The following is a 24,854-nucleotide window of genomic DNA, read 5'->3' as shown; positions in this document are numbered from 1 at the left end:
GAATGGTCAGGGACGCGGAACCGACCGCACGTCGACCAGGTCGGCCAAGCCGACGAAATCGTCCGGGTTGGTCGTGTAGAGCGGTAGCCCGTTGACCGTCGCCACCGAGGCGATCATCAGATCGGCGAGCCGACGCCGAGGCTTACGGCCGGTGCCGAGCACGGCCGCGCAGATCATCCCGTATGCACGGGCGGCCTCCGCGTCGAACGGCAATGGGTCGAAGGTGGCCTCGGCGTGCTGCAGGACGTTGAGTCGCCTCGCCCGCTCGGCCGGGTCATCGGTGTGATGCGGGCCGGCCGACAACTCCGCGAGGGTGACCGCGCTGATCACGAGTTCGTTCGGCAGGTGGTCGGGGTCGAGCGCGGCCAGATGCACGACGATGTTCGTGTCGATCAGGCCACGACCCGCAGGTGCATCAGTCAAGTTCTCACCAGTCACGATCGAACGGATCCTGGTCGACCGCGTCGTCGAGGTCAGCCCGGAGCCGCTCTGCGTCGAGGACGGGGGCAGTGGCGAAGGCCGCCATCGCCTCGGCCCGTGGGACGAAGGTCCGTCGGCGCAGTGGGATGAGCCGGGCGATCGGGGTGCCGTTGCGGGTGATGACGTACGACTCGCCGCGCTCGACGCCGCGCATGATCGCACCGGACTCGTTGCGTAGCTCGCGCTGGGTGATCTCTCTCGGCATCGGTTCAGCCATAAGCACAGCCTAACAGCTGTGCTACGAGGTGCTACAGCCTCGCCGCCAAAGCCCGACCTCCTGCGGGCTCAGCCGTCGCTGGCCGTACGGCGGCAACCTCGCCAAGTTCGGCCAGCACCCCGACCTGCGGGCGTACCTGCTCGCAATCAGCCGTTGCGCCTCGGCCGCGCTGGCCGATTCCGTGGCCAGCGCGATCGCGTTGACGAGGGTCACCAGGTCGGCCATCGCGACGTCCGGGCGTACGGCTCCGTTGTCGACGGCCCGTCGCAGCAGCGGTTCGCCGGCCGCCACGAGCATCGCGCAGCAGGACTCGTCCTCCGGTGGCTCCTGCAGCAGCGAGGCGACCAGGCCACGGGTGGTCGCGTTGTACGCCGCCAGCTCGCACAGCCAGGTCGTCAGCGCCTGGCCGGCGTCCGGCGGGGCACCACCCCACTCACCCAGGAGGAAGCTTGACCGTCCTTGTCATCGGCACGACCGGCAAGCAGGGCGGGGCCACCGCCCGGGCCCTGCTCGACCGGGGTGTCGCGGTGCGCGCCCTGGTCCGGGGCGACCTGGACGACCCCGCGTCGCTGCTCGCCGCCGCCACCGGGGCCGACGGGGTCTTCTCCATCCCGTAATCTGCAGGGCGACGCCGAGCTCCGCCGGGGCCGCAACGTCGTCGAGGCCGCCCGCAAGGCCGGCGTGGCACAGTTCGTCCACAGCAGCGTCGCCGGCGCTGGCGACTTTCACCGCAACCAGCCCGGCTGGGCCGAGGGTCGCTGGGAACGGCACTACTGGGAGAGCAAGGCGGCCGTCGACGAACTGGTACGCACCGGCGGCTTCGCCCGTTGGACCATCCTCAAGCCCGCGACCTTCATGGAGAACCTGATCGGCTGGTCCTACATGTTCGGCGACTGGTCCAGCGGCACCATCGTCACCGCCTTCGCCGAGGACACCCGCATCGTCTGGGTGGCGGTCGACGACATCGGCCACGCCGCGGCCACCGCCTTCACCACGCCGGGCACCCTCGACGGTCTGGACGTGGAACTCGCCAGCGACCTGCGTACGATGACCGAGGTCGCCGCGATCCTCAGCGAGGTCACCGGTCGGACCGTCACCACCCCGGTCCTCACCCCGGAGGAAGCGGTGGAACGCGGGCTGCCGCCGTTCGCGGTCAACGCCGCCGAGCAGATCAACGAGAACGGCTCCCCCCGCGCGTCCGGAGATCGCCCAGGCGCTCGGCCTGCCCACCACCGACCTGCGCACCTGGGCCCGACGGACGTTCTCCTGACCCGCGCTTGTGGAGGTTCGTCACCTCGATGATGCCCATGGGGACCAGCGTGGCCCGCCGCCGGGGTTGCCGGATCGCCCAGCCGGCACCGAGGTCGGTCGATCCGCGCATCAACCAACCGGTTGACCCCGCAGCCCGGCCGCTGCTGCGCTCCGGCGGCGGGGTCGCTGTCATCACCAACGGTAGGCCGCTGTGGTTCAGCTCGGACCAGGCCGGGTCCGGTTTCACCGGACCCCCTTCGGGCCGTGGCCGGCGCAATACGACGTTCGTCCCGTTGGCCGGCGCGCCGTCCGTCCCTAAGGTGCGACCATGGTCAAGTTCCGGTCCCGCCTCGCCTTCATAGCCGCCCTCTCGACGATCGCCCTGGCCGGGTGCGCCGATTCGGGCTCCCTCACCGAGCCCGACGATACGACCGCCAGTCGCGACGACGGGACCGCTGCGGCTGCCGACACGCAACCGGGGTCCGACACCCCGCCCGGCGACGGCTACGAGCGATCAGACGAAGGCACCGGGACGGTCACCATCGACGGCACCACCCACGAGGACTTCGAGGGCGAGTGCGAGTTCACCAGGAGTTTCGGTGCGCAGCCCGTCCCGGATCCGTTCGCCGAGGACGTCCGGCTCATCCTCGGCGTCGACAACTTCGACTCCGGCGACCCCAACGCCCAGTCGTTCACCGCCATCTCAAATCGGTCGTTCCGGCACGTCAACAGCGAAAGCGGCTTCAAGAGCACCTTCGACTCGATCGACGTCACCGGGCCGGTCACCGAGGGCACGAGTGCGGACATCGCACTGGTGCGGCTGGTGGGCTCGACCAGCGCCGGCTCATCGGTCGAGATGGAGATCGTCTGCGTTCTCGACAAGCCGTGACTCCTGGAAACCATCCGGCCCGCCCGTCAGCCGGGATCCGAGCAGCGCCGCAACCAGAGCCGCCCGGGACTGCACGCCGGCAACGCGGAACGTCGCCTCCAGGTGCTTGCGCACCGTGGAGGCGGTGATGCCCAGCGCCCTGCCGATCTGCGCGTTGGTCGCGCCGGCGATGACCAGCCGGGCGATCTCGGCCTGCCTGCCGGTCAGGCCCAACTCCTGGCAGCGGCGGCGCCGCACGGCGTCCCGGTCGCGGAACATCAGCGAGTACGGGCCGACTGCCGTCGTGGCGACCATCGCCTCGACCGGGCAATCGGCGGCACCGAGCTGGATCGGTCTCGTCATCCTGCCGACCTGCCAGCGCGACCCGATGGTCTCGCGGAGCCGCCGCCAGAACGACGTCGAGGTGAGGTCGGCTCCAACGCGCAGGTCGAGCCCGAGCCGGTCACCGATCGCCACTGCCTCCACGCTCGTGGTCAGCACCGTGCCGCCCTCGGCGAGCCGGACCCCGGTCCAACCGTCCGCTGTCAGGAGGAGGTCGTTGGCGCGGGCCCGTCCCGACCCGCTGACCAGCCTGTGCAGGTTGATCAGGTGCGGACGCAGGTCGCCGAGGACCTGATACTCGTCAGCGCTGAACGGAGTGCCGTCGCGGTTGACCGTGAAAGGCGGTCACCAACCCGGGCTGGTTGAGAACGCCCAGTGCGACCTGACTCTCGACGCCGTTCACGGCGTAGAACTCCCGGAAGAGCTCGGTCTGGCGGAATGTATCGTCCGGGTCGACGTCCGCCCAGGACACCACCGAGCCGTCGCCGCTAGCCATGTGGGCGATCAACGGGTTCTCTAGCGCGAGGCGGCCGAGCAGTGCGGCGTGCCGCTCGAACCATTCGACGCCCGGGTACGGCCACAGGTATCCGGACACCATCTTGGTCCTGAGGTTGACCTCCCTGTACGACGTACTGACACAGGGCACGAGGCGGAACAGTTCGCGACAGCCGGCCTCCGCGAACTCACCAAGGTCGCGGGTCCGGCTGATCGCCTCGACCATCGTCAGGATGGCACCCGACCCGGGGGTGGTCATCGCCGTACCACCGGCACCCGGTCGGTGTCGGAGAGGCGCGACGGTAGGAGGCAACCAACGATGCTCACCCGCACAGTGTGCCCGCCCCTCGCACCTAACGCTCAGTAGCGGTAGTGACGATTGACAGCGCCCAGCACGATGACCCGGCGCTCTCCTACCTGCATGACAGATCTGTCCAGAATCGGGAGTAATGCAGGATGCGCCGCCGCAAGTCACTCCTCGTCACGGTATTCGCTATTCTGTCCGGCGCTGGTTCGGTCGTCCGTCCAGCGGCGGCGGGTCCGGCGCGGGCGAGAGAGCCGCGCTGAAGCGGGCCGCGACCGTGGCGACGGCCGCCCGCAGCTCGGGGCCTTCTTCCACAGTGAAGTCGAACGGGACGACCGCCAGCCATTCCTTGGCGTACATCGTCGGGTTGCGGGTGCTGCCGACCAGGACGCACCGGTCTCCGTCCGGAGTGAGGCGGCCCATTGGCGGCCGGATCCACGGGGCGACCCGCTCCCGCGGCACGTGGAACACGACCCGGGTGCGGTACTGCCAGCCGGCGCCGAGATGGACCTCCAGCGCGGCGACCGGGTCCAGGTCGTCGGGCGGGGTGAAGCCGTGCGGCAGCTGCCGCACGGCCCGGACCCGGTCGATCCGGTACGTGCGTACCGCGTCGGCGCGGTGCGAGTGGCACAGCAGGTACCAGCGTCGGTGCCGGACCACTACCGCCCACGGGTCGACCTCGGCGTCGTACTGCTCGCCGCTCTCGCCGCGATAGGTGATCGCGACCCGGCGCCGGTCGGCGACGGCGGTGACCAGGGCGTTCGTGATGGTCGGGTCCGTACGGGCCGAATGCCGGTCGGGGGTGGCCGAGGCGTACCCCCGCAGGGCCGCCGCCTGCCAGCCGACGCTGTCGGGCAGCGCCCGGATGACCTTGCTGAGTGCCGCGCCGATCGGGTCGTCGGGGTCGATCGCGGCGGGCTGCCCGTCGAGTACGGCCATGACCAGGCCGAGAGCCTGTTCCTGGGTGAAGACCACCGGCGGCAGCCGGGTGCCCCGGCCGAGCCGGTAGCCGCCGTACGGCCCTCGGACCGATTCGACCGGGATGCCGGCCTCCCGGAAGGATGCCGATGTAGCGTCGCGCAGCCCGCTCGGTCACGCCCAGGGCGGCGGCGAGCTGGTCGGCGGTGGTGCCGGGGCGTTCCCGCAGGATTTCGAGCGTCCGGACGGCGCGGGCGGTCGGGCTCGGTCCGGTGCGCACGACGCAGACAGTACCGGAAGTAGAACGTCCGGAATCGCCGTTAGGTTGAGGCCATGACCGCAGAACAGATCGTGCTCATCGGTGGCTTGTGGCTCGACGGGTCGGCGTGGACCGACGTCGCCGCCGAGTTGGAGAAGATGGACCGGCGTCGGGTGCCGGTGACCCTGCCGGGTCAGGCGACGGGAACACGTCGGCGACGCTCGCCGACCAGTTGGCCGCGGTGCTCGCGGCCGTGGACGCGGGACCGGGCAGGTCGGTGGTGGTGGGGCATTCGGCGGCCTGCACCCTGGTCTGGATGGCGGCCGACGCCCGGCCCGAGCGGGTGGCGAAGGTCGTGCTGATCGGTGGCGTCCCGGCGGTCGACGGAGACACGTACGCAGACTTCTTCGAGGTCGACGCCGGTGTCGTGCCGATTCCGGGCTGGGAGCCGTTCGACGGCGCGGACGCGGCCGACCTGGACGAGCAGGCCCGGCGGGACTTCGCGGCGGCGGCGGGTGTGGGCACTATCGTGCTGGCGTGCGCATCCGTTTCGACGTCCCCGCCGATCCCGACTACCCGGGTAAGGCGGCCGCCGCGCTCAGCCGGGTGCGGCTGGCCAAGTACGGCTACATCGGCGCGGTCCTGGCGGCGACCGGGGTGGCCGCTTTCGTCGGCGGGCGGGAGTACGGCTGGGGCGAGCAGTTCTCGCTGCTGTGGATGTCGCTGGTCACCGCCGGTGTGCTGTCGATGCTGTACGGGCCGTGGGTGCGCTCGCGGGCCCGGCGCCGGTCCGGCGAGTACGCGGTCGACGGCGGCTACGACATCACCGACGACACCATCACGATGCGCAGCGGTACGGAGTTCGGCGACATCGCCTGGGACAGGGTCAGCAAGGTGCTCGACACCCCCGGCTTCTGGATCGTGTACGTGGGCCGGATGCCGGCGACCGTGATCCCCCGTGAGTTGATGTCCGCCGACGATGTCGAGACGTTGCGGGACTTCATGGTCAACCGCGGCCTGCTCCAGACCGGGTGACGACGGGCCTCCGCTGGCGCAGGCGCTCTCAGCCGTACCGATCGACGGGCTTTCAGCCGTACCGCTCGACGAGCCCGGTGCCGATCGCGGCCAGCTGGTCCCGCACCCCGGCGGGGCCGGTCACCTCCAGCCATTCGACCTGCCAGGCGAGCTCGCCGGCGAGCGTGTACTCGCTGTAGCCACGGATCACGACCTCGACGCGGCCGTCGGCCGTGGGGCCACCCACCTCGAGCCGGTCGCCGAGCGCCATCCGGAGCGTGCCGATCCCGTCGGGCGCGCAGACCGCCTGGATCTCGACGGGCATCCGCCTGCGGTCGACCTCGTCGGCGATCTCCCGCCAGCTCTCGGCAAGGTCGAAGTCCGCGGGTCGGTGCACCGGATCGTCGGTGGGGTCGACGGACGAGACGCGGTCGATCCGGAAGGTCCGGCGGCCGGTCCCGGTGGTGGCGACGAGGTACCACCACGGATTCTTGGCGACGATGCCCAGCGGGTGGACGGTCCGCTCGCTCACGGTGCCGGTCCTGTCGACGTAGCCGAGCCGCACCTGGACGCCCCGGATCACCGCGTCCTGGAGTTCGTCGAGGAGGCGCGGCGGCGGGCGATCGGCCCGGCCCGCCCCCCATCGTTGCGGGTCGATCGCGATCGACGACGCTGCCGCCTCGGCCGGCGCCCGGAAGGGCTCCGGCAGGGCACGGACGAGCTTGCGCAGCGCGGTTTTCACGGCCGGCGTCGTGGCCGAGGCCGGGCCGGCGACCAGGAACAGGGCGCGGGCCTCGCCTGCGGTCAACCCGGACAGGTCGGTACGGGCACCGCCGACGAGGCGCCAGCCGCCGCCCCGGCCCTGCGTCGAGTACACGGGCACCCCGGCCATGGCCAGGGCGTCGAGGTCGCGGCGGGCGGTGCGTTCGGAGACCTCCAGCTCCCGGGCGACCTCCGCCGCGGTCACCTGCTCGCGCTGTTGCAGCAGCAGGAGTACGGCCACCAGCCGGTCGGTTCGCATGCCGCCAAGATTGTCAGATAAACCGGTCATGAGGTGACCGGTTATGGTCGGCAGGATGGCGACATGAACTTTCCCGAACCCAGTCTTGTCCCCGTCAACGGTGTGAAGCTCGAAGTCTTCGAGGCTGGCCGGCAGAATGCCGGAAAGCCGATCGTGCTCTGTCACGGCTGGCCGGAGCATGCCTACTCGTGGCGTCACCAGATGCCGGCCCTCGCTGAAGCGGGCTACCACGTCATCGTCCCGAACCAGCGCGGCTACGGCAATTCGTCGCGCCCGAGCGAGGTGACCGACTACGACATCGCGCACCTGTCGGGTGATCTCGTCGCGCTGCTCGATCACTACGGGTACGACGATGCCACCTTCGTCGGCCACGACTGGGGTGCGATGGTCGTCTGGGGGCTGACCCTGCTGCATCCGGACCGCGTCAACAAGGTGATCAACCTGAGCCTGCCGTACCAGGAGCGCGGCGAGACGCCCTGGATCGAGCTGATGGAAGCCGTACTCGGCGGCGACTTCTACTTCGTCCACTTCAACCGGCAGCCGGGTGTCGCGGACGCCGTGTTCGACGAGAACACCTACCAGTTCCTGCGCAACCTGTACCGGAAGAACCTGCCCATGGTGCAGCCTCGGCCGGGCATGGCGTTCATCGAGCTGGCCAGGGCGGCAGCACCACTCGGTGAGCCGGTGATGAGCGACAGCGAACTGGCCGTCTTCGTCGCCGCGTTCGAGTCGACCGGGTTCACCGGCAGCATCAACTGGTACCGCAACCTCGACCGCAACTGGCATCTGCTGGCGGACGTCGACCCGATCATCCGACAGCCCACCCTCATGATCTACGGCGACCGGGACACGATCGCCAAGTCCGCCAGGCTGGCGGAGTTCGTGCCCAATGTGGACGTGGTCACCCTGGACTGCGGGCACTGGATCCAGCAGGAGAAGCCGGAAGAGACGACCCGGACGATCCTGACCTGGCTTGAACAGCAGGACGCCACCCGGGACAGGTAGACCCTGACGGCGTCCTGACGACCCAGGGTGGCCGTCGGCCCGAGGAGCTGAACTATCCTTCATGGATGGAAGAGTCCGAAAGCGGATACCGTTGGGAGACCGCCAGCGCAGGACAGATCCCGGCCGGCGCGGCACCCCACGGCTACGAGGAGAACGGCGCGCTGCTCTGGGTGTGCCGCGCCGAGCTGCACGGGGGTATGCACCCGGGCCGGGTCCGTCCTGATCTTGGTGCCGCCCTTATCGCCTGGGGCGGCGCGGAGGTCAGCGTCGACGAGTACGAAGTGCTGATGGATCGCGGCGTCTGGGGCATCGGGTCAGACGGCGCAGTGCCGTCGGACGCGACGCCGGTGGGCCGGGAGCACAGCGGCGAACCGCTCTACGTCGCCCGTGCCGCGGTCGCGCCCGGCGCGCTGCACGTCGGCAAGGTGCGGCCCGCTTTCGGCGCGGCCAACATCGGGTACGGCAAGAACGAACGCACGGTCGCGACGTACGAGGTGCTGCTGGACCCGCAGCCGGCTCCTGCCGCACATGTCGACGACCGCACCGGCGTCCAGATGGAGCCCACCTACGCCGACTTCGGCACCGACCCGGCGCGCACCGGCAACGTGACCATCACCGGCATCGACCGGTCGTGGAACGCCGACGGTCACCTGGCCATCAATGCATGCGGCTCGGTCGAGCTGGAGTTCGACGTGCCCGATCCGGGCGTCGTCGGCGAGGCATGCGTCGCCGTCGTGGCGCTCGCGTCGATGCTCTCCGGCTCGCCCGGACACGCCCCGCTGACCGTTCGCCTCAACGGCAGGCCACTGGCCGACCGGCTGCGGATCCCGAACGGTGGCGGGCTGCCGCAGCGGCTGATCTTCGCCGTCTCGGCCGAGGATCTGCTGGCCGGCCGCAATACGCTGCGGGTGGAAAGCGGTGGCGATGCCAAGAGCATGCTGTGGCTGTACCGGGTGACGATCGACCCGATGCACGCACATGACCAGGCCAGGTCGGCGCTCGAAAGCCAGCTGATCGCAGATCCGGTGCTGAGGTACGCCACCAGCCGGGGTGAGGTCACTCTCTTCATCGACCGGGGCGAGCATTGCCTGCTCGAGCACGTGGCCTGGGCGGACGAGTCCGGCGCCGAGTACGCCGTCACCTTCGAGGCCCAGCAAGCCGCCTTCTACGGCTGGTGTCGCCGGCCGGGCAAGCGACCGAAGGAGTTCCGGGGCCAGCTCATCGAACGTAGTCCCGCCACCAGGGATACCTCGCGATACGTGGCCCAGGAAGGCTGGGGTGGTGGCTGGTATCCCTCGCACGACCTCCTGCTCGCGGTGGGGGTGGGTGGTCGCCCGCTCACCCGGTTGGCCTGGCGCGACAACCGGGGCGGAAACGGCACGATCGCCTTCCGTGACGACACCTTCCTGGGGACCCACCAGCGGGTCGGAGAGGGCCCTGTCGGCTACCGGGGCCGAATGAGGTAGGAGCATCGCTGCCGGGCATCCCGGCCAGGCCGGACCACACCCCCTCACCCACACAGTCGGCCGGGAGCTACCGCTGGTTTCCCGCGCGCAGCCAGGCGATGTAGTCAGCGGCAGCCGCGGCGGTGTCGTACTGGGGGTTGAATCCGGTGTCCTCGCGCAGGCGGGTGATGTCGAGCCAGCTCACCGGGCGGCCTCCGCCCGAGGCAAGTTCGCACTGGAAGCCGGGCTCGACAGAGGCGATCGCGGTGACGACGTCGGCGTTGCTTGTGGCGCGACCAGAGGCGACGTTGTACGTGGAGTTGGTCAGCTTCTCGGCGAGCTGCAGCAGCGCGAGTGCGCGACCGGTGTCCTTGACGTAGAGCAGGTCGAGAGCGTCTTCGGCGTGCGGCGGTGCGAGGAGTCCGGACAGGTCGGGTTCGCTGCGCCGGGCTGCGGCATGAGCCAGGGAGGGCGCGGCGAAGAACGGGTCGGGCAGGTGTCCGCCGGGACCCCAGGTGCCGCAGATGCGGGCGTTGATGATGTCCACGTCGGTCACGTCTGAGAGGTGGCCGGCGAGGAGTTCGGTGATCTTCTTGAACGTCGGGATGGCGTGGACGTGCCCCAAGGGGATCGGCACGTCCTCGGTGAGCGCACCTTCAGAGGTGAAGCCGTAGACGCCGATGGTGCTGGCGGTGACGACGCGGCGCACACCCCAGGTCTGCGCGACGCGGACGATGTTGAGGAACGCCTCCAGGGCTCCTCCCGTCGCTCCGATCGGGTCGACGTCGGTCGCCGGCCAGGGCAGGGCGAGGGCGAGGTGCACGATTCCGGTGATCGGGTACCGCCGGCCGACGGCGAGCAGCGCGTCGAGGTCGGCGACGTCGGCCTGGACGACGTGGATGGGCAGGTCCGCCAGGTGTGGGGGGATTTGGGGGGTGCGGCGCTGGAGCAGGACGCACTCCTCGCCGGCCTCGGCGAGGGCGCGGACGGTGTGGGAGCCGATGAACCCGACCCCTCCGGTAACGATGATCATGACAAGCCTTTCGCAGTAAGTCTGATCGTCAGCGGTACTGACGATCAGACTATGCCCTAAGATGGGAGCCGTGTCCACCGAGCCGAGCGCCACCGCTGACCCGCACGAGGTCCTGGGGTACCTCCTCAAGCACGCGGCCCTGAAGCTCACCGCGTTGACCGACGCAGCGCTCGAGCCACTGGGGATCGACAGCAAGGACTTCGGAGCGCTCCGGGTCCTGGCCCACCGGGAACCGACCTCGCAGCTGCAGGTGGCGCAGACCCTCGGTATCGACCGCACCACGATGGTCGCCTTGCTGGATGTACTTGAGCGCAAGGGCATCATCACGCGACGACCGGACCCCACGGACCGGCGCAGGAACGTCGTTGAGCTCACCGAACAGGGGTTGCAGACCTACGACGCGGCACAGGTGGCGTACGGGAAGGCCGAGAGCGCGTTCCTGGCCGGGATCAGTCCGAGTGCGACAAGTCAGCTTCGCCGGACACTGCGGACCCTCGTGGAGAACTGACCCGACCCCCAGCGTCGTACGACGCACGGGCCGACTTCGCCGCATGCTGTGCTCGTGCGACGGTGGACGAGATGGCGGCCAGCTGCGGACGGGTCGGCAACCAGACGGTCCGGACACCGAGCCGCTCGTTCATCGCGGCGAGCTGGTGCTCGTAGTGGACGTCTGCAGCCGTACGCACGCCACGGACGATGACCGTGGCACCACGGCGCAGGCAGTAGGTGGCGGTCAGGCCGGCCCACGCGTCGACCTCGACGTTGCCCCAGTCCGCTGGGAGGGCGTCGCGCACGCGTACCGCCCTGGCCGTGGCCTCGGCGGTCGGTTGCTTGTCGGCGTTCACCGCCAGCAGCACGATGATCCGGTCGAACATCACCCGGGCACGGGCCACCAGGTCGCCGTGCCCCGGGGTGAACGGGTCGAACGTACCGGGATAGACCGCCAACGAACCGCGCACCGACGTCAGCCGTCCGTGATGGGGTAGCTGTTCTGGAAGGCGAGCCGCTGGTCAGCGTCCGCCGCGATGCCGTCAAGGTGATCGTCGAGGTTGACGAAGGCCTGCCAGGGTTCCTGCCCGGAGGCGGCAGCGAGACGGTCGACGACGAGTTGTTCGAGGTCGACGACCCGTTTGGCTTTCCAGATCTTGTCGGCGAGGCTGACGAGCAGGTCTTCGCACTCGATGCCGGGCGACTGCCAACTGGCGTGCGTCGCGGCGAAGCGCGCCAGGTACGGGCCGATGCCGGCGTCGAGCAGGATCTGTTGACCGGCCGGCTCGTGCCGCGAACCCGGCCCGGACAACTCCGCCACGTGAACGGTCTTGCCGATGTCGTGGGTGGCAGCGCCGAAGAGTACGGCGTCGCGATCGACGGCCAGGGCCGGGTAGTGGACGGCCAGCCAGCCCGTGAGCTGGGCGGCGACGTCGTGTACGGCGCGCAGATGCGCGGCCAGCCGCAGCGGCGCGTCGAGCCTGAGCAGAAGGTCACCGACCGGAGCCGGCAGCGGCCGCAGCGGCCGCAGCGGCGGATCATCCAGGGCATGGCGCAGCGTCAACGGCATATCTGCTCCATGGCGCTCGGCTGTTGGGTCCCGGCGAACAATCGTAGGGCGCAATCAACTGACCACGTGCCGCCGGTAGCGCGCAGCCCGCTGATCGGTCCGCCAGCACCAGGGGCGTTCGGGCAGTTCGACCTTGCGTCGTACGTTGGCCGGGCATCTGGTGTCCGAGGGGTACCGGACAACCTGGACCGATCGGGTGGTCCTGATCCCTGAGGGTGAAACCGGCTGACCGCGTGGATGCCCGCAAACCTGCGCCTGACCTGGGCGGAGGCCGCGGAGCCGGAAACGATCGAGGCCCAACTTTGTCCGGAGCGTGCACCCGCCGCTCAACGTTCGCGGAGTCGAGGCCGGGCACCTCCAGGCGGCTGTGGTCGCAGCCCGGAGCTCGTACAACTCCAGCAGCCGCTTCGGATGCTCCGTCGAGGTGACGCCTACGCACGTCAAAATTGCCCCGTGAGGTGTCCGAGCGTCACCTCGATGCACGTCGGCCGTCAGCCGCGCTTCGATGGGCATCTGATGCGGGGGTGGGCAGATCGTCGAGGGTCACGGTGCCGTGCAGCAGCTCGACGACTCGGTCGGCGCTGATCACGCCCCGCCGGTAGGCGCGCATCGCCGCCTGCGCGTACGCCGGGGCGAGCGCCGGCGACCGAAGCTCCTGCGCGAACCGCGCGCCACGTACCTCGATGTAGTCGCCGACGGTCGGCCGCTGCGCCTGCAACAGGTCGCGCTCGGCCCGGGATATCAGTTCCAAGGTGTACGCGTGGGAAACAACCGCCGACCAGTTCACCCGATACTCGGCCGACAGGACGAACAGTCGTTGACGGGGGTAGTCCCACTCGCCCGACAGCTCGGCCCAGCGGGACCTGACTGACGGCCCGGGCATCAGGAAGTGGATCGCGAAGGCGTCGATCAACGCTTCCCGCTCGGACCGGCCGGAGCCGCCACTGACGTCCGCCGCGTACTAGACGAGTAGTTCCGAAGTCAGGGGTCGATGTCCGGGCATGAGGAGAGGGCATCCAAGATCATGTTGTGACGCAAGACCTGGACACCCTCTTGACCGCACTGTACGTGAAGATCGACGACAGCATCCGCACGCCCCGGTGGCGCGGCAGACCACCACTGCTGACCGACTCCGAACTGGTCTGCCTGGCCGTGGCACAGGTCCTGCTCGGCGCCCGTTCCGAAGCCCACTGGATCCGCTACGCCCGGGTCCACCTGGCCGGCATGTTCCCCTACCTACCGCAGCGGCCCGGCTACAACAAACGGCTCCGCGCCGCCCTCCCGCTGATCAAGAAGACGATCCGGAACCTGGCCCGCGACAGCGACTTCTGGTTCGACAACCACTGGATCGTCGACTCCACCCCGGTGCCGTGCGGCATGTCCCGCCCCACCGTGCAACGTTCGGACCTGGCCGGCTGGGCCGGATACGGCTACTGCGCCTCCCACTCCCGGTTCTTCTGGGGACTGCGCCTGTACCTGGTCTGCACCCCGACCGGGATGCCGATCCTGTGGGCCCTGGCGAACCCGAAGATCGGCGAGCGGGAGGTCCTCGCCGCGATGCTGGAGGTCGAGGCCGGTGTCGTCGCAGAACACGACGGCATCCTGTTGATCAGCGACAAGGGCTTCGCGTCCGGACCACTCGAGCGGGAACTCGCCGACCAGGGCATCACCCTGCTACGCCCGTCACGCAAGCGGGAGAAGGCCCGCTACGGCGAACCGATGCTCAAGAAGGTCCGGCAGCTGATCGAGTCGGTCAACGACACCCTCAAGGGCCAGCTTGATCTTGAGGAACACGGTGGGCGGACCTTCGTCGGCGTCGCCGTACGGGTGGCCCAGCGACTCCTCGCGATGGCCGCCGCGATCTGGCACAACAACAAGACCGGCGCACCCGTCACCCGGTCCCTGATCGCCTACGACCACTGACGGGACTTCGGAACAACTCGTCTAGTCGGCGAGCAGGTGGTGACCGAGCTCGTGCGCGAGATTCACCCGCCGCTGACCGGCGATCGCGGCACCGTTGACCAGCGCCACGCCCACTTGACCGGTCCGCAGATAGCCGCCGTCGATCACCCCCGGACCCAGGTCGAGCGAGAACGCGAGCAGGCCCAGCCGTTCGACCATCGCCTGCAGGTCGACCAAGGGGCCGTCTCCGCAGCCGAGCAAGGCGCGCGCTTCGGCCGCGCCGGCTTCCGCTTCGGCGAGTGTGGTGACGCCCGATTGCAGGCCTGTGGCCGCCAGCGTCAGTGCTCCGACGTCGGACAGCAGCTCGACGTCGCGGCTGACCTGGTCCAGCGCGTCTTCCAGTCGCTGCACGCCATGGTCGGCCGAGATCCCGGCCCGCCTGCTGGCGAGGGTCTCCGCCGGGACGGTGAGAAACCACTCGACGGTACGGCCGAGCAGCTCGGCGATCCGCGACAGCTCGAGCGCGTCCAGTTGACGCTGGCCGAGCTCGACACGGGTCAACGCCGAGCGGTGGATGCCGAGTCGTTCGGACAGCTCACGCTGGCTGAACCCGGCCAGCTCGCGGGCGGCTGCCACCCGGCCACCCACCGCTGTCCAGCTTCGCAGCCGTGCACGCATCACAGCCCCACTCCCGCCTCAATGGTGCGAAAATCGCACTACTGAAGGATAGATCGGCAAGATCTGGTACGCCTTGCATACCTCGACAGGTTGCAGGTGTAGTACCACCAGCGGTACCATCGACCCATGCCGTCCGTAGAGAAGCTCGTTGAAGCGATGCGAAGAAGCCAGCAGAACATCGCCTACAACGACCTCTACCGGGTGTGCGAGCACTACTTCGGGAAGCCGCGACAAGACAGCAGCTCCCATGCCGTGTTCAAGATGCCCTGGCCGGGCGACCCTCGAGTCAATATCCAAAACGACAAAGGAAAGGCCAAGGCGTATCAGGTGCGGCAGGTGCTCAAGGCGATCGAGAAGAAGGAGGTGCTGTGATGCAGTCCGCTGACCGGCCCAAGGTGTCTCACTTCACCTACCGCGTCACGTGGTCGGCCGAGGACGGCGAGTTTCTCGCTACCTGCGCCGAGTTCCCATCCCTCTCGTGGCTAGCATCCACCCAGATCAAGGCTCTCCAGGGAATCCAGGATCTACTGCGTGAAGTGCTCGCCGACATGGAGGAGCAGGGCGAGCAGGTGCCGCAGCCGTTCGCTGACCGCAGCTACTCAGGCAAGTTCAACCTCCGCGTCGGAGAGAGCCTGCACCGCGAACTGGCTATCCGCGCCGCTGAGGATGGCATGAGCCTCAACCAGTACGTCTTGCGAAAGCTCAACGCTGCCTGAACATAGAGCTACCGGCGACCAAGCCCCGCGAGATGGTCCGGCCAGAGAACCCTGTCGCGCCGCGTTACGGCGAGGGCGATGATCGGGTCCATGACCAGCTTCCCGGCGCAGGCGCGCCGCGTACGCGACAGCACGCTTGCGCCACAACGCAGGCTGTCCGCGTTGCGGGAGTGCACCCAGCACTGCGCGCCGTACGGATTCCGCGCCACCTGGCATTACCTGGTCGCCTCCGCGCGCATCCCACGCCGGCCCGACGACGACCCCGGCGCGCTCGTCCGCGCCGTCGACGAACTGCAGCGGGTACGCGACGTGGTCCTGCCCCGCGCAGCCGAGTACGCCGGCCAGCGCCGTCAGGAGAAGCTGGCTGGCCGGCGGTGCTTACGGACATCGCCGCCCTGGAACTCGTGGGGCTGGTCAGACATCGCCTACTGCCCCGACCCGGAACACCACCCGACAGCACCACTGGACACCGTCGTCCAAGCGGTCCTCGACCGCCAAGCAGCCGGCATCAACTCCGATACGCACTGCCTCGCGTGCGGCAACGAACGGCACCGACCCGGCCGCGTCTGCCCGACCTGCGGCGTCCATCCAGCCGGTCGCGCCGGACGCTGGTATGGCGCTGGCTGACATCGACGAATTGCTGCCCCGCTCGCGTTCGCCTCGGGACTACCTGGATCTCGTCGCCGATCCTCGAATCGACCAGGCGGTGTTGCATACCCTGGCGACCAGCCCGTACTCGTTCGTGCGCCAAGCGGTCGCCGAACATCCGCTCGCCGACGCACGAACCCTGTCTACCTTGCCGACAGACGACCTCGACCGATGGGATCGCAATCGCTTGCTCGCCACGACCGCCCGGCACCCGAACGCCGACCGGACAGTGCTGCTCGGCGTACTGGCGCAAACGCTGATGATGCTGCGGCTGCCGGACGTCAGGCCGTATGCCTGTGCCCTCGCCCTGGCTGAGCGTCCCGAGCTTGAACCCTTCGAGGTGTCGGCCCTCAACGATCAGCCTGGCGCCTCCCGCCGGATGCGCCGCGGTGTGCGTCGTCGTCTGGCCATGCGTCCACCAGCCCACCGATCGTTGTCGTCACCGGACTACGCCGATCGATCATGATCTGGCTCGCGCCTACTGCCGGCGCGCGTGCTCACGTGCCGGCGGGTGGCCGGGCTGGCTGGTCTGGCATCCAAATGTGTCGTCGAGGTGAGGTTGACGCACGTCAAAATCGCGAGGTGAGGTATCTGAGCCTCACCTCGATGAAGTCCCCGCCGCCTCAACACCCGTGTCCGCCGCCCGCAGTATGGGCGACGAGCTCTGTCGTCACTTATTCGGGCGATCCCATGACGTCCGCTTCTCTCAGCACTCGTCGTCGTACTCGCTCTCGGGCCGCAACGCCAGCAGGAAGGACACGAAGTCTGAGGCGAGCACGGTCACCTGGTAGTCCCACTCTTGATCTACATGGACCACCTGCGGCTCGCCGTCCGGGCCGCAGTCCCGGTAGTCGAACGCGATCATGTCGTGCCCAGCAGAGGGGCAGGTCGCGAAGTACACGCCGATCGGCGGATAGGCCCATTCCTCGATCCAGAACCAGCTGCCGGCTTCACCTGCCAGCGAGTATCGCTTCTTCCTCCCGATCCCCATGATGCCGTCTACGGCGACGTGATCCTGCGCCCATGTGGTCCGGCTCGGCGCAGGGCAGCACGGGTCACGCGGTATCCCGCCGTTGTGCGACCTCATCAGCGTCAGGTACGACGTCGGCAGACGGAAGCCCAGTTCGGCCTGCACCGATGCGATCAGAGCGTCCGACGGCGGCGCGTCGACGTAGGTGTCAAGCGCGTACTCGCTGTCGTCCCAGAACGAGGCCACAGCAAGGCCAGGATAGGCGTGCTGGACGAATTCATGGAGCATAGTGCTCCTTGCGACCGGTGACGATTGCCGTGCTGTACCTGTCAGCTGGCCATCATGGGCTGCTGGATCGCAGCGACGCTTCGATGGGCATCGGGTGCGGGGAGGGCAGGTCGTCGAGGGTCACGGTCCGGTGCAGCAGCTCGACGACCCGGTCCGCGCTGATCACGCCGCGCCGGTAGGCGCGCATCGCCGCCTGCGCGTACGCCGGGGCGAGCGCCGACGGCTGAAGCTCCTGCACGAACCGCACGCCACGGACCTCAAGGTAGTCGCCGGCCGTCGGCCGCTGCACCTGCAGCAGTTCGAACTCGGCCCGGGAGATCAGCTCCAAGGTGTACGCGTGGGAACGGCCGCCGACCAGCTCACCCGGTATTCGGCGGCCAGGACGATCAGCCGTTGCCGAGGGTGGTCCCACTCGCCCGACAGCTCGGCCCAGCGGGCAATGACCGACGTTCGTGGCATGAGGAAGTGGATCGCGAAGGCGTCGATCAGCGCTTCGCGGTCGGACCGGCCGGAGCCGCCACCGACGTCCGCTGTGTACTCATCGGCGAGCAGGTGGTGACCGAGCTCGTGCGCGAGATTCACCCGCCGCCGACCGGCGATCGCGGCACCGTTGACCAGCGCCACACCTGTTTGACCAACCCGCAGGTAGCCGCCGTCGATCACCCCCGGACCCAGGTCGAGCGAGAACGCGAGCAGGCCCAGCCGCTCGACCGCCGCCTGCAGGTCGACCAAGGGGCCGTCACCGCAGCCGAGCAGGGCGCGCGCTTCGGCCGCGCCGGCTTCCGCTTCGGCGAGTGTGGTGACGCCCGATTGCAGGCCTGTGGCCGCCAGCGTCAGTGCTCCGACGTCGGACAGCAGCTCGACGTCGCGGCTCACGCGGTCCAGCGCGTCTTCCAGTCGCTGCACGTCATGGTCGGCCGAGATCCCGGCCCGCCTGCTGACGAGGGTCTCCGCCGGGGCGGTGAGAAACCATTCGACGGTACGGCCGAGCAGCTCGGCGATCCGTGCCAGCTCAAGCGCGTCCAGTTGACGCTGGCCGAGCTCGACACGGGTCAACGCCGAACGGTGTATGTCGAGTCGTTCGGCCAGCTCACGCTGGCTGAACCCGGCCAGCTCGCGGGCAGCGGCCACCCGGCCGCCCACCGCTGCCCAGCTTCGCAGCCGCGCACGCATCGGAGCTCCACTCTTCTACTACGGTGCGAAAATCACACCCCTCTATGGATACCCGGCAAGGCACCCGTGCAGGCGACGGCGTGCTCCTGTCCCACCCGTGGCCCAGTCACATCAACCGCCTGGGCAGCTGCGCTTCTCCATCAAACAGGGCACCGCGCTGCCAGAACAGTCAAGCAGTCTGGTCTATACGCCGAGAACTCACTTCGAACTCCACGAGTCAATCGTCAGCCTCGCGCAGGGCTGCCGGCGCGGCTTGGCGAACGCTTCAAGATCGTTTAACGCGATCTTGATCGGGACCACGAGGAGATCAGACAGCTCACTCAGGTGGATGACGATCTTGCGCAAGCCGACAGGGATCCTGATCAACCTGCTAGCGACGCCGGCAGATGCAAGCCGTTGCGTAGTCGGCGGGTCAACTAACTCGGCTGAGACCAAGACCTGTCACTGGGACCAGGTGCTCGGACCTCGCAACGTTCAGCATCGACTTTCATCGCTGTTTATCGAGACCACGCATAGGGCAATGCCAGCCTGCAACGCCAGACGCAGCATACGGAGGTGGCGATCATGGATGCTCTGGGCGACGTCCTTTTCCCGGTAGCAAGCGGGCTGATCGTTGCTGCGACCAGCACCATTTTGGGGATCCTGTGGCGGAAGCGTCGGGTTCCGACCGCGTTGGTCCGATCCGTCTGGCGAGCCACATACCTCGGCAGCGTACTCCGGGAGTCGCTCCGCGTAGGCGTCTCAGAGCTCTCCGTGGTCGCACCACGGTTGTCTCCAGCCGGCCAGGAGAAGCACGTCGCGGAGATCCAGGACTCGTGGGACGAAATCAACAAACGCGGCAGGGTCCGCGTGCTGACCTTGGACTCCGACAATTGTCTGCGAGCAGGCTCTGAACTTGTCTCTCGTGGAATCGATGTCAACGTCGCCGAGCGCGGCCTAGGCGCAGAAAGCCTTAGCTACCATATTTTCTCTGGGCAAAACGGAATCGAACCGACCGCGATCGTCAACCATCACAACAAGGATCGTGACCAGCCGGCGCGAATCTCCGGCACCAGCCCGGTCCAAGTGTTCGGCGACCATTTCGAAAAAGAATGGCGCGCATCAAGCTCCCTCGAAACGGTTATAGCAGAAAAGATTCTCAACCAGGCCGGAGAAGGCGGGACCCCCAATGTCGCGCAGGTCGTCCGATCACTTCAGGCCGCCCGCCACAACCTTGGCCTGAGCAACGGCGTGGTGGAGAAGGTGCTCCCGCACCTGGCCTTCCGCCACAGTGCATCCGTCATATTCGTTGTCGGACTCCCTGGAACCGGGAAATCCCATCTCCGCAAGATTATCGTCGAGATGCTCCAGCGCAGCCGGGTTCGATGCCGCTCGCTCAGCGACTACCCATACGCCTTCCAGGGCTTCATCCACGAACTACTCAAGCTTGAAGGGACGACGACTGGTGGGTTCACGCCATACCCCGGTGGCGCGTTCACCGTCGGGAGCGAAAGCGTCTTGACGCCTGCGCTGCGTGCGCTCGCCAACGTCGTACGGAACACTCTGAACGAGTCGGAGGTGACGTTGGTTGAGTTCGCACGATCGGACCTAGTTAGGGCGCTGTACGAATTCGATGACATCCGGTCGCGATCCCAGGTCCTGTACGTAACTGCGCCGGCGGAACTGCGTGCCACGCGACTGCGCCGACGTGCGGAGCCACCCGAGTCCCGCATCGACGGCGGAACGCTATCCTTGGTCCTGCCGGACAACCACCTGCTACCCAGCATCGCCGAGCAAGGGCTCTACGGCTCGGACGACTCGCACCAGCTTGCCCGTCACCTCCGGTGGCGCGGTCGCGTGCACCAGATCGACAACAGCATCGATGATGGTGGTCAGCGAGCCCAAGGTTCGTTGGATCGGTTCGTGAGCCAAATCGTGGACCAGTATCGTCCCACCGAGGTAGTCGGTTCACGCAGGTAGTTCGATCTTTCAAGGGGATGCAGCAGGGTTAGTGGGGAGGGTCAGCGGCGGCGGTGGGCGGCGCCGTCGAGGCGGTGGCGGGCGATGGTGAACAGTTCGCTGATCTCGGCCGGCAGGCGGGCTGCGGTCTCCCGGTGCAGGTGGCGGCGGGCCGCCGCCGGCAGGCCGGTGAGCACGAAGTCGTCCAGCCCGGTCACCAGACACAACCCGCCCAGCCGCGCTTCGAAGGCCGGCAACGGTTCACCGCGCTGTAGGCGTACGGTCAGGCGGGCCCAGGCCCAGGCGGCCCGGTTCGTGTCGGTCGGCACCTGGACCACGGCGGTGGTCAGCAGCCGGCGGCGTACCGTCCGGGGCCGGACCACGCCCGCCGCGGTCAGCCGCCGCGCGACCTGGCCGTGGGCCCGCGGCGCCAGCAACGCCAACCACGTTCCGACCCGCCGGTGTCGCGGCTCGGCCGCCAGCCAGCGCAGGATCCAGCCGCCGAGCACGTCCACCGGTACGTGCCGCGCGGCCAGCCACAACCGGCCCTCGTGCACCCGCAACGCGCCCGCGTCGACCAGGTCGGCCAGCAGCGCGGCGGCCAGACCGTACCCGACCGGCCCGGCAGGCAGACGCGGCCGACCCGTCACATCATCGGCCGCCAACAGGAAGAACTCGTCCGCCAGCAGCGGCGACCGGCCCCGTACCGCCGCAGCCGGCACCGGCACCCCACCACCGGACGCAACAGCGGCGGCGGCCGTGGTGGCCTGGGTGCGGTAGACCGTCATGCCGGCCCCCGCCGCCGCGCCCACGCGATGAACCGCGCGTACGTCTGCGCCGGAGTCAGGCCGGGCAGGTCACGGGCGGCTTCGGCAGCGAGCTCGGCCACGTACATGCAGCGGCCGATCCGGTCGAAGCTCGCCATCAGCTCGGCGCGGGCCGGCTCGCACGGCCACGGCCGGCGGCAGGCCCGGCACCGCCACGACGGACGCCACGCCACATGCCCGACCCGGCCTACCACGGTTACCACCCGCGCGGTCACCGCCCGGCCCGCCGCCGGGACCGGCCGGGCCACACCCAGGTCCGCCGCAGGGTCACGGTCCGCGCCGGCTGCGGCGCCCACCGACGCCCGGCCGCCTCGACCTGCGCGGGCAACAGCCCGCCGGTCGAGCATGCCGGGCAGGTCAGGGTACGGCCGCAGCCGGGACACCACCGGTGCCGATGCCGGCACAAACTGAACCCGACCACCGCGCCGACCAGCACCGCGATCGCGGCGGCGAGCACCACATCCAGCATCAAGCTACCCCTCTCCCTGCATCGTCCACTGTGTTCACCGGCCGGCGGGTCCGGGTCGACCGGATCAGGCCGGCATCCCGGCCTGGACCTGCCGCGACTGCCAGTCCCGCAACGCCTGCTTGATCCGCACGTTCTCGTCCCGGGTGACCGCCAACTCGGCCCGCACCGCCGTCAACTCGTCGGCGACCAGGTGCAGGAAGGCGCGTACCTCGGTCGGGTCGCAACCGCGCCGGGTGCGGACCGGGAACCGCCGGTCGCGGACCAGCCCGGGGCTGATCGACGGCCGCACCACGCTCGTGCCGTAGTAGAGGTGGGTGGCGGCGTTGCCGCCGTGCCGGGCCGGCGGACGCGACCCGCCGCCGGCAGCAGCGGCGGGAGGCCGGGCGGGTGGCCGGGTCTGGTTGGCGAGGCTGGCGAGCAGCCGGGACTGCCGCCGGGTACGCCGGGGGAACAGGACAAGGTCGAGGAGTCTGCGCACGGGTGGGACCGCCCTTTCGAAGGTCACGGGATCGCCGCTACATCGCGGTTCGGTGGGGAAGGTGGGATGGGCGGCCCGACCCCGAACGGGGGCGCGGAGGCCGGGCCGCCCGCCCTGCGCACGCAGCCACAAACGGCGGTACGCCCACAGGGCCGCTGGTACGGGCGTCTCGGCGGCTTAGTCAGCCGAACACCGGGATCGACTCCACCCTTCTGCGGCAGCAGTAGGCTGCCCGGGTAGCCGAACGAGTGGATGATCGGCTCGGATGTTGCTTTCGTCGAGCAAGGGACTCTCCTCTTCATCGGGCGCGGTGGCGCGGAAAGGGAGCTACCGACGTCATGGACCGGTCGGCCGTAACGGGGCGTAGCCATACTCGCGCCCCTCGGAAGCATCGGGGAATGTCGTTCTGCCACCTCGGTGCCGAACTTCTGCCGAACTTGGCAGACCCAGCAGTGCCGGGAATCGGAGCAATGCGAGAGACTGGCACCATGCTGCTGAACGGCCGGCCGGTTGATCTAGATCAATTGAAGATCCTCGGTCTCTCCAACTACGGTCACTTCACGTCCATGCGAGTGGACGGCGGCCGGGTGCGCGGCTTAACGCTGCACCTTGACCGGCTGACGAGGGACTGTCGCGTACTCTTCGGCGCGGAACTCGATCGAGACGAGGTACGCAGCTATGTCCGCCAGGCGGTGGACGGTTCTGCCGAGTCGATCGTCGCCCGGGTCACGGTGTTCGACCCGGATCTCGAACTTGGGCATCCCGCCAGCGCATCAAGCCCTCAGGTGCTCGTCACGACGCGCCCAGCCTCGTTGGTTCCGCCGCAGCCGCTGACGCTCACCGCCTGCGCGTACGACAGGGACGCTCCAGCCGTCAAGCACATCGGACTGTTCGCGACGCTGTACCACCGCCGGCAGGCTCAGCTCGCTGGCTTCGATGACGTCCTGCTCGTGGACGGCGAGGGTTTCATCTCCGAAGGGGCGACCTGGAACATCGGCCTGGTCGAAGGCGACGAGGTCGTGTGGCCGCAGGCACCCGTCCTGCCGGGAATCACGATGGCGCTGATCCAGCAGGAGCGTGCGGGGCTTCAGCGCCGCGTCAACCTGGCGGAGCTGGACCGCTACACCGCAGCGTTTGCCACCAACGCTGCGGTGGGAGTCCGGGATATCGTCGCGGTCGACGCGGTCCGATGGGCCGATACGGTTCCGCTGATCGAGCAGATCCGTAAGGAATACAGCGCCATCCCCGGCGAGCCACTCTGACAAGCCTCGCATCGGAACATGCAGCGACACTTGACCCGCGACGATGAAGTGGAGGAGTCGCAGGTGACCACCGTACGTCAGTGGTCCGGCAAGGAGGTCCGGGCACTACGCGAAGCGCGCCGGATGAGCGTTCGGGAGTTCGCCGAACACCTGGGCGTGTCAGACCGCATGGTGTCCAAATGGGAAGCTGGTGGTCGGTCGATCAAGCCACGCCCGATGAACCAGGCCGCGCTCGACACCTCACTCGAGCGTGCCGGCGCCGATGCGCAGGCACGCTTCGCGCTGCAGATCGACGCGTCAGCCATCGCATCGATACCCGAGCAGACTCCGCCGCCCGAGACTGCCCATGTACGTCATCCGGCGGACGGCAAGCAGATGGCGCTGATCGACGCCGGCGTGTATCTCAGCGGCGCGAACAACAAGCCAGTCTGGCTTCCCGCCTTCTACATCGACGTCCATCCCACGACGAACGCGGACTATTCGCGGTTCATCGACGCGACCGGCTACAAGCCTCCCGGCCACTGGGCGGGAGGCATCTGCCCCTCGGAACTGGCCGACCACCCAGTGGTCTTCGTGACCTGGAACGACGCGAGCGCCTATGCACGCTGGGCGGACAAGAGCCTGCCGAGTTCGCAGCAGTGGGAGAAGGCAGCGCGAGGCCCCGCCGGCAGCGTCTACCCCTGGGGCAACCAGCCGACCCCTGCCAAGTGCAATGTCCGCGAAGGCGGCATCAGAGACACCACACCCGTCGGCCGTTACCAGAGCGGAACGAGCATCTACGGGGTCTTCGACCTATGTGGCAACGTCTGGGAGTGGTGTCGGACCGAGACCACACCGGCCCGCTTCGAACTCAAAGGCAGTGCCTTCACCAGCGGCTTCGAACGAGCCACACCCTCGAACTTCAACGATGCCGACGCCTCCATGCTCGACGACGACACCGGATTCCGGTGCGTCGTGATGGCCGACGCCATGCAAGCACTACTGGCTGCCTGACGCCAGGGTCGCAGCTCCGAAGGCTTCCGGCCGCAGCCGTTGGAGACGAGCGATCACGTAAGCGTGAATGTCCCAGCGCAACCCCGGCACCACGAAAATGCCACCTGCGGCAATGTGGCAGGCACCGACGAGGCGATGGCAAACAGTCCACCGATCTCGACCGTCAACCCCGCGCCGGAAGTCCGGTCAGCAGCCTGCCGGTACGCCCACAGCCGGGACGCAGCGTCTTCGTCGCCGGGAAGTAGCAACGCCGCCACTGTGGCTGCCTCCGCGTAAGTAGTCCCAGTTCCCGTGGGTGACTT

Annotated in this window: 34 protein-coding genes and 2 pseudogenes; 16 read left to right on the top strand and 20 right to left on the bottom strand. The window is 68.6% G+C overall.

The genetic code is table 11. From position 1 onward, the window contains the following. Positions 1–6: 6 nt before the first annotated feature. From O7610_RS27200 to O7610_RS27190, 3 genes are read right to left on the bottom strand one after another with little or no spacing between them, the layout of a single operon-like run. Positions 7–423 carry a type II toxin-antitoxin system VapC family toxin gene (locus O7610_RS27200; protein ID WP_281553213.1) on the bottom strand — a complete coding sequence of 139 codons (417 nt, stop codon included), beginning with the start codon at positions 421–423 and terminating at the stop codon, positions 7–9. A 4-nt stretch (positions 424–427) separates the two neighbouring features. Then, entirely contained in the window at positions 428–697 is a 270-nt protein-coding gene (locus O7610_RS27195; RefSeq protein WP_281553212.1) for a type II toxin-antitoxin system Phd/YefM family antitoxin, read from the bottom strand. Between the two features lie 21 nt (positions 698–718). Continuing rightward, the gene (locus O7610_RS27190) at positions 719–1,096 is read right to left on the bottom strand and encodes an SbtR family transcriptional regulator (protein ID WP_348651195.1); all 378 of its coding nucleotides are present in this window, start codon (positions 1,094–1,096) and stop codon (positions 719–721) included. Between the two features lie 50 nt (positions 1,097–1,146). Here O7610_RS27190 and O7610_RS27185 point away from each other — a divergent pair, with 50 nt between their 5' ends. The 3 genes from O7610_RS27185 to O7610_RS27175 all read left to right on the top strand — a co-directional run bounded on the left by O7610_RS27185 (position 1,147) and on the right by O7610_RS27175 (position 2,837). After that, the gene (locus tag O7610_RS27185) at positions 1,147–1,314 is read left to right on the top strand and encodes an NmrA family NAD(P)-binding protein (protein WP_281553210.1); all 168 of its coding nucleotides are present in this window, start codon (positions 1,147–1,149) and stop codon (positions 1,312–1,314) included. Positions 1,315–1,378: 64 nt separating this feature from the next. Then, entirely contained in the window at positions 1,379–1,999 is a 621-nt protein-coding gene (locus O7610_RS27180) for an NmrA family NAD(P)-binding protein (RefSeq protein WP_289212159.1), read from the top strand. Positions 2,000–2,276: 277 nt separating this feature from the next. After that, complete coding sequence (locus O7610_RS27175) at positions 2,277–2,837, top strand: hypothetical protein (RefSeq protein ID WP_289212158.1); 561 nt, start codon at positions 2,277–2,279, stop codon at positions 2,835–2,837. Here the strand turns inward: O7610_RS27175 and O7610_RS27170 are convergent. The 3 genes and pseudogenes from O7610_RS27170 to O7610_RS27160 all read right to left on the bottom strand — a co-directional run bounded on the left by O7610_RS27170 (position 2,793) and on the right by O7610_RS27160 (position 5,053). Next, positions 2,793–3,317: a helix-turn-helix transcriptional regulator gene (locus O7610_RS27170; protein ID WP_289212157.1), complete on the bottom strand. Its 525-nt coding sequence runs from the start codon at positions 3,315–3,317 to the stop codon at positions 2,793–2,795. The two genes, O7610_RS27175 and O7610_RS27170, sit on opposite strands and share 45 nt — an antisense overlap. Before the next feature lie 142 nt (positions 3,318–3,459). Further along, complete coding sequence (locus O7610_RS27165) at positions 3,460–3,879, bottom strand: hypothetical protein (protein WP_289212156.1); 420 nt, start codon at positions 3,877–3,879, stop codon at positions 3,460–3,462. 267 nt (positions 3,880–4,146) lie between these two features. Then, positions 4,147–5,053, bottom strand: a pseudogene (locus tag O7610_RS27160) (helix-turn-helix transcriptional regulator). Between the two features lie 155 nt (positions 5,054–5,208). Here O7610_RS27160 and O7610_RS27155 point away from each other — a divergent pair. Both O7610_RS27155 and O7610_RS27150 read left to right on the top strand, forming a co-directional pair. After that, positions 5,209–5,648 (top strand): annotated as a pseudogene (locus tag O7610_RS27155) (alpha/beta fold hydrolase); the annotation flags it as partial. Between the two features lie 23 nt (positions 5,649–5,671). Then, a complete protein-coding gene (locus tag O7610_RS27150) occupies positions 5,672–6,169 on the top strand; it encodes a YcxB family protein (RefSeq protein ID WP_289212155.1) in 498 nt (165 codons plus the stop codon). A gap of 52 nt (positions 6,170–6,221) precedes the next feature. On the opposite strand, the gene O7610_RS27145 is transcribed toward O7610_RS27150, so the two are convergent. Beyond that, complete coding sequence (locus tag O7610_RS27145; protein ID WP_289212154.1) at positions 6,222–7,334, bottom strand: helix-turn-helix transcriptional regulator; 1,113 nt, start codon at positions 7,332–7,334, stop codon at positions 6,222–6,224. Positions 7,335–7,370: 36 nt separating this feature from the next. On the opposite strand from O7610_RS27145, the gene O7610_RS27140 reads away from it, so the two are divergent. Then, the gene (locus O7610_RS27140; protein WP_289212153.1) at positions 7,371–8,174 is read left to right on the top strand and encodes an alpha/beta fold hydrolase; all 804 of its coding nucleotides are present in this window, start codon (positions 7,371–7,373) and stop codon (positions 8,172–8,174) included. 14 nt (positions 8,175–8,188) lie between these two features. Next, positions 8,189–9,640: a DM9 repeat-containing protein gene (locus O7610_RS27135; protein ID WP_353850398.1), complete on the top strand. Its 1,452-nt coding sequence runs from the start codon at positions 8,189–8,191 to the stop codon at positions 9,638–9,640. Positions 9,641–9,707: 67 nt separating this feature from the next. Here the strand turns inward: O7610_RS27135 and O7610_RS27130 are convergent, their stop codons facing one another. Then, positions 9,708–10,652, bottom strand: coding sequence for an NAD-dependent epimerase/dehydratase family protein (locus tag O7610_RS27130; protein ID WP_281553204.1), 945 nt, complete (start codon positions 10,650–10,652; stop codon positions 9,708–9,710). Between the two features lie 70 nt (positions 10,653–10,722). Here O7610_RS27130 and O7610_RS27125 point away from each other — a divergent pair, with 70 nt between their 5' ends. Continuing rightward, positions 10,723–11,160, top strand: a complete 438-nt coding sequence (locus O7610_RS27125; RefSeq protein ID WP_281553203.1) for a MarR family winged helix-turn-helix transcriptional regulator — start codon at positions 10,723–10,725, stop codon at positions 11,158–11,160. Here the strand turns inward: O7610_RS27125 and coaD are convergent. From coaD to O7610_RS27110, 3 genes are all read right to left on the bottom strand, one after another. Next, entirely contained in the window at positions 11,102–11,611 is a 510-nt protein-coding gene (gene coaD, locus O7610_RS27120) for a pantetheine-phosphate adenylyltransferase (protein ID WP_281553202.1), read from the bottom strand. The genes O7610_RS27125 and coaD overlap by 59 nt on opposite strands. A 5-nt stretch (positions 11,612–11,616) precedes the next feature. Then, on the bottom strand, positions 11,617–12,210 hold the full coding sequence (locus O7610_RS27115) for an HD domain-containing protein (RefSeq protein ID WP_289212151.1): 594 nt from the start codon (positions 12,208–12,210) through the stop codon (positions 11,617–11,619). Between the two features lie 469 nt (positions 12,211–12,679). Continuing rightward, complete coding sequence (locus tag O7610_RS27110) at positions 12,680–13,123, bottom strand: ImmA/IrrE family metallo-endopeptidase (protein WP_281553201.1); 444 nt, start codon at positions 13,121–13,123, stop codon at positions 12,680–12,682. 116 nt (positions 13,124–13,239) lie between these two features. Between O7610_RS27110 and O7610_RS27105 the strand changes: the two genes are divergently transcribed. Then, the gene (locus O7610_RS27105; RefSeq protein ID WP_281553035.1) at positions 13,240–14,133 is read left to right on the top strand and encodes an IS982 family transposase; all 894 of its coding nucleotides are present in this window, start codon (positions 13,240–13,242) and stop codon (positions 14,131–14,133) included. 21 nt (positions 14,134–14,154) lie between these two features. Here O7610_RS27105 and O7610_RS27100 read toward each other — a convergent pair whose 3' ends face one another. Beyond that, positions 14,155–14,790, bottom strand: a complete 636-nt coding sequence (locus tag O7610_RS27100) for a helix-turn-helix domain-containing protein (RefSeq protein WP_289212150.1) — start codon at positions 14,788–14,790, stop codon at positions 14,155–14,157. A 126-nt stretch (positions 14,791–14,916) separates the two neighbouring features. Between O7610_RS27100 and O7610_RS27095 the strand changes: the two genes are divergently transcribed. The 4 genes from O7610_RS27095 to O7610_RS27080 all read left to right on the top strand — a co-directional run bounded on the left by O7610_RS27095 (position 14,917) and on the right by O7610_RS27080 (position 16,620). Beyond that, positions 14,917–15,162: a toxin HicA gene (locus O7610_RS27095; RefSeq protein ID WP_281553199.1), complete on the top strand. Its 246-nt coding sequence runs from the start codon at positions 14,917–14,919 to the stop codon at positions 15,160–15,162. Further along, the gene (locus O7610_RS27090; RefSeq protein ID WP_281553198.1) at positions 15,162–15,506 is read left to right on the top strand and encodes a type II toxin-antitoxin system HicB family antitoxin; all 345 of its coding nucleotides are present in this window, start codon (positions 15,162–15,164) and stop codon (positions 15,504–15,506) included. The genes O7610_RS27095 and O7610_RS27090 overlap by 1 nt, the downstream gene beginning before the upstream one ends. 90 nt (positions 15,507–15,596) lie before the next feature. Beyond that, the gene (locus O7610_RS27085; protein WP_281553197.1) at positions 15,597–16,133 is read left to right on the top strand and encodes a hypothetical protein; all 537 of its coding nucleotides are present in this window, start codon (positions 15,597–15,599) and stop codon (positions 16,131–16,133) included. Next, the gene (locus tag O7610_RS27080; protein WP_281553196.1) at positions 16,120–16,620 is read left to right on the top strand and encodes a hypothetical protein; all 501 of its coding nucleotides are present in this window, start codon (positions 16,120–16,122) and stop codon (positions 16,618–16,620) included. Before O7610_RS27085 ends, O7610_RS27080 begins: the two co-directional genes overlap by 14 nt. Positions 16,621–16,860: 240 nt before the next feature. Here the strand turns inward: O7610_RS27080 and O7610_RS27075 are convergent, their stop codons facing one another. The 4 genes from O7610_RS27075 to O7610_RS27060 all read right to left on the bottom strand — a co-directional run bounded on the left by O7610_RS27075 (position 16,861) and on the right by O7610_RS27060 (position 18,930). Beyond that, positions 16,861–17,412 (bottom strand): SMI1/KNR4 family protein, encoded by a 552-nt coding sequence (locus O7610_RS27075; RefSeq protein ID WP_289212149.1) that lies wholly within the window; start codon positions 17,410–17,412, stop codon positions 16,861–16,863. Between the two features lie 52 nt (positions 17,413–17,464). Further along, positions 17,465–17,740 carry a hypothetical protein gene (locus O7610_RS27070; RefSeq protein ID WP_289212148.1) on the bottom strand — a complete coding sequence of 92 codons (276 nt, stop codon included), beginning with the start codon at positions 17,738–17,740 and terminating at the stop codon, positions 17,465–17,467. Further along, entirely contained in the window at positions 17,731–18,585 is an 855-nt protein-coding gene (locus tag O7610_RS27065; RefSeq protein WP_289212147.1) for a helix-turn-helix domain-containing protein, read from the bottom strand. The genes O7610_RS27070 and O7610_RS27065 overlap by 10 nt, the downstream gene beginning before the upstream one ends. Positions 18,586–18,783: 198 nt before the next feature. Further along, positions 18,784–18,930, bottom strand: a complete 147-nt coding sequence (locus tag O7610_RS27060; RefSeq protein ID WP_281553193.1) for a hypothetical protein — start codon at positions 18,928–18,930, stop codon at positions 18,784–18,786. Positions 18,931–19,140: 210 nt separating this feature from the next. On the opposite strand from O7610_RS27060, the gene O7610_RS27055 reads away from it, so the two are divergent. Beyond that, positions 19,141–20,544, top strand: coding sequence for a P-loop NTPase family protein (locus tag O7610_RS27055; RefSeq protein WP_289212146.1), 1,404 nt, complete (start codon positions 19,141–19,143; stop codon positions 20,542–20,544). Between the two features lie 41 nt (positions 20,545–20,585). On the opposite strand, the gene O7610_RS27050 is transcribed toward O7610_RS27055, so the two are convergent. The 4 genes from O7610_RS27050 to O7610_RS27035 form a co-directional block, all read right to left on the bottom strand. Next, entirely contained in the window at positions 20,586–21,311 is a 726-nt protein-coding gene (locus tag O7610_RS27050) for a GOLPH3/VPS74 family protein (protein WP_289212145.1), read from the bottom strand. Next, the gene (locus tag O7610_RS27045) at positions 21,308–21,598 is read right to left on the bottom strand and encodes a hypothetical protein (RefSeq protein ID WP_289212144.1); all 291 of its coding nucleotides are present in this window, start codon (positions 21,596–21,598) and stop codon (positions 21,308–21,310) included. Before O7610_RS27045 ends, O7610_RS27050 begins: the two co-directional genes overlap by 4 nt. Continuing rightward, entirely contained in the window at positions 21,562–21,822 is a 261-nt protein-coding gene (locus O7610_RS27040; protein ID WP_289212143.1) for a hypothetical protein, read from the bottom strand. Before O7610_RS27040 ends, O7610_RS27045 begins: the two co-directional genes overlap by 37 nt. A gap of 61 nt (positions 21,823–21,883) precedes the next feature. Continuing rightward, positions 21,884–22,297 carry a DivIVA domain-containing protein gene (locus tag O7610_RS27035; protein ID WP_289212142.1) on the bottom strand — a complete coding sequence of 138 codons (414 nt, stop codon included), beginning with the start codon at positions 22,295–22,297 and terminating at the stop codon, positions 21,884–21,886. Positions 22,298–22,785: 488 nt separating this feature from the next. Between O7610_RS27035 and O7610_RS27030 the strand changes: the two genes are divergently transcribed. Together O7610_RS27030 and O7610_RS27025 are read left to right on the top strand one after the other, a co-directional pair. Next, the gene (locus O7610_RS27030; RefSeq protein WP_289212141.1) at positions 22,786–23,559 is read left to right on the top strand and encodes an aminotransferase class IV family protein; all 774 of its coding nucleotides are present in this window, start codon (positions 22,786–22,788) and stop codon (positions 23,557–23,559) included. 63 nt (positions 23,560–23,622) lie between these two features. Next, a complete protein-coding gene (locus O7610_RS27025) occupies positions 23,623–24,552 on the top strand; it encodes an SUMF1/EgtB/PvdO family nonheme iron enzyme (RefSeq protein ID WP_289212140.1) in 930 nt (309 codons plus the stop codon). Positions 24,553–24,854: the final 302 nt, after the last annotated feature.

This window comes from Solwaraspora sp. WMMA2065 (assembly GCF_030345075.1).
In the GTDB taxonomy this organism is placed as follows: domain Bacteria; phylum Actinomycetota; class Actinomycetes; order Mycobacteriales; family Micromonosporaceae; genus Micromonospora_E.
Note: the sequence above shows the minus strand (reverse complement) of the source record. Positions and strands in the feature narration are given on the sequence as shown.

Bases quoted from the DNA above. Each gene is read 5' to 3' on its own strand.
- O7610_RS27175 (WP_289212158.1), top strand. From the start codon at position 2,277: ATGGTCAAGTTCCGGTCCCGCCTCGCCTTCATAGCCGCCCTCTCGACG.
- O7610_RS27165 (WP_289212156.1), bottom strand. From the start codon at position 3,879: ATGGTCGAGGCGATCAGCCGGACCCGCGACCTTGGTGAGTTCGCGGAG.
- O7610_RS27195 (WP_281553212.1), bottom strand. From the start codon at position 697: ATGGCTGAACCGATGCCGAGAGAGATCACCCAGCGCGAGCTACGCAAC.
- O7610_RS27100 (WP_289212150.1), bottom strand. From the start codon at position 14,790: ATGCGTGCACGGCTGCGAAGCTGGACAGCGGTGGGTGGCCGGGTGGCA.
- O7610_RS27085 (WP_281553197.1), top strand. From the start codon at position 15,597: ATGACCAGCTTCCCGGCGCAGGCGCGCCGCGTACGCGACAGCACGCTT.
- O7610_RS27095 (WP_281553199.1), top strand. From the start codon at position 14,917: ATGCCGTCCGTAGAGAAGCTCGTTGAAGCGATGCGAAGAAGCCAGCAG.
- O7610_RS27065 (WP_289212147.1), bottom strand. From the start codon at position 18,585: ATGCGTGCGCGGCTGCGAAGCTGGGCAGCGGTGGGCGGCCGGGTGGCC.
- O7610_RS27075 (WP_289212149.1), bottom strand. From the start codon at position 17,412: ATGCTCCATGAATTCGTCCAGCACGCCTATCCTGGCCTTGCTGTGGCC.
- O7610_RS27090 (WP_281553198.1), top strand. From the start codon at position 15,162: ATGCAGTCCGCTGACCGGCCCAAGGTGTCTCACTTCACCTACCGCGTC.
- O7610_RS27115 (WP_289212151.1), bottom strand. From the start codon at position 12,210: ATGCCGTTGACGCTGCGCCATGCCCTGGATGATCCGCCGCTGCGGCCG.
- O7610_RS27130 (WP_281553204.1), bottom strand. From the start codon at position 10,652: ATGATCATCGTTACCGGAGGGGTCGGGTTCATCGGCTCCCACACCGTC.
- O7610_RS27140 (WP_289212153.1), top strand. From the start codon at position 7,371: ATGCCGGCCCTCGCTGAAGCGGGCTACCACGTCATCGTCCCGAACCAG.
- O7610_RS27080 (WP_281553196.1), top strand. From the start codon at position 16,120: ATGGCGCTGGCTGACATCGACGAATTGCTGCCCCGCTCGCGTTCGCCT.
- O7610_RS27050 (WP_289212145.1), bottom strand. From the start codon at position 21,311: ATGACGGTCTACCGCACCCAGGCCACCACGGCCGCCGCCGCTGTTGCG.
- O7610_RS27030 (WP_289212141.1), top strand. From the start codon at position 22,786: ATGCTGCTGAACGGCCGGCCGGTTGATCTAGATCAATTGAAGATCCTC.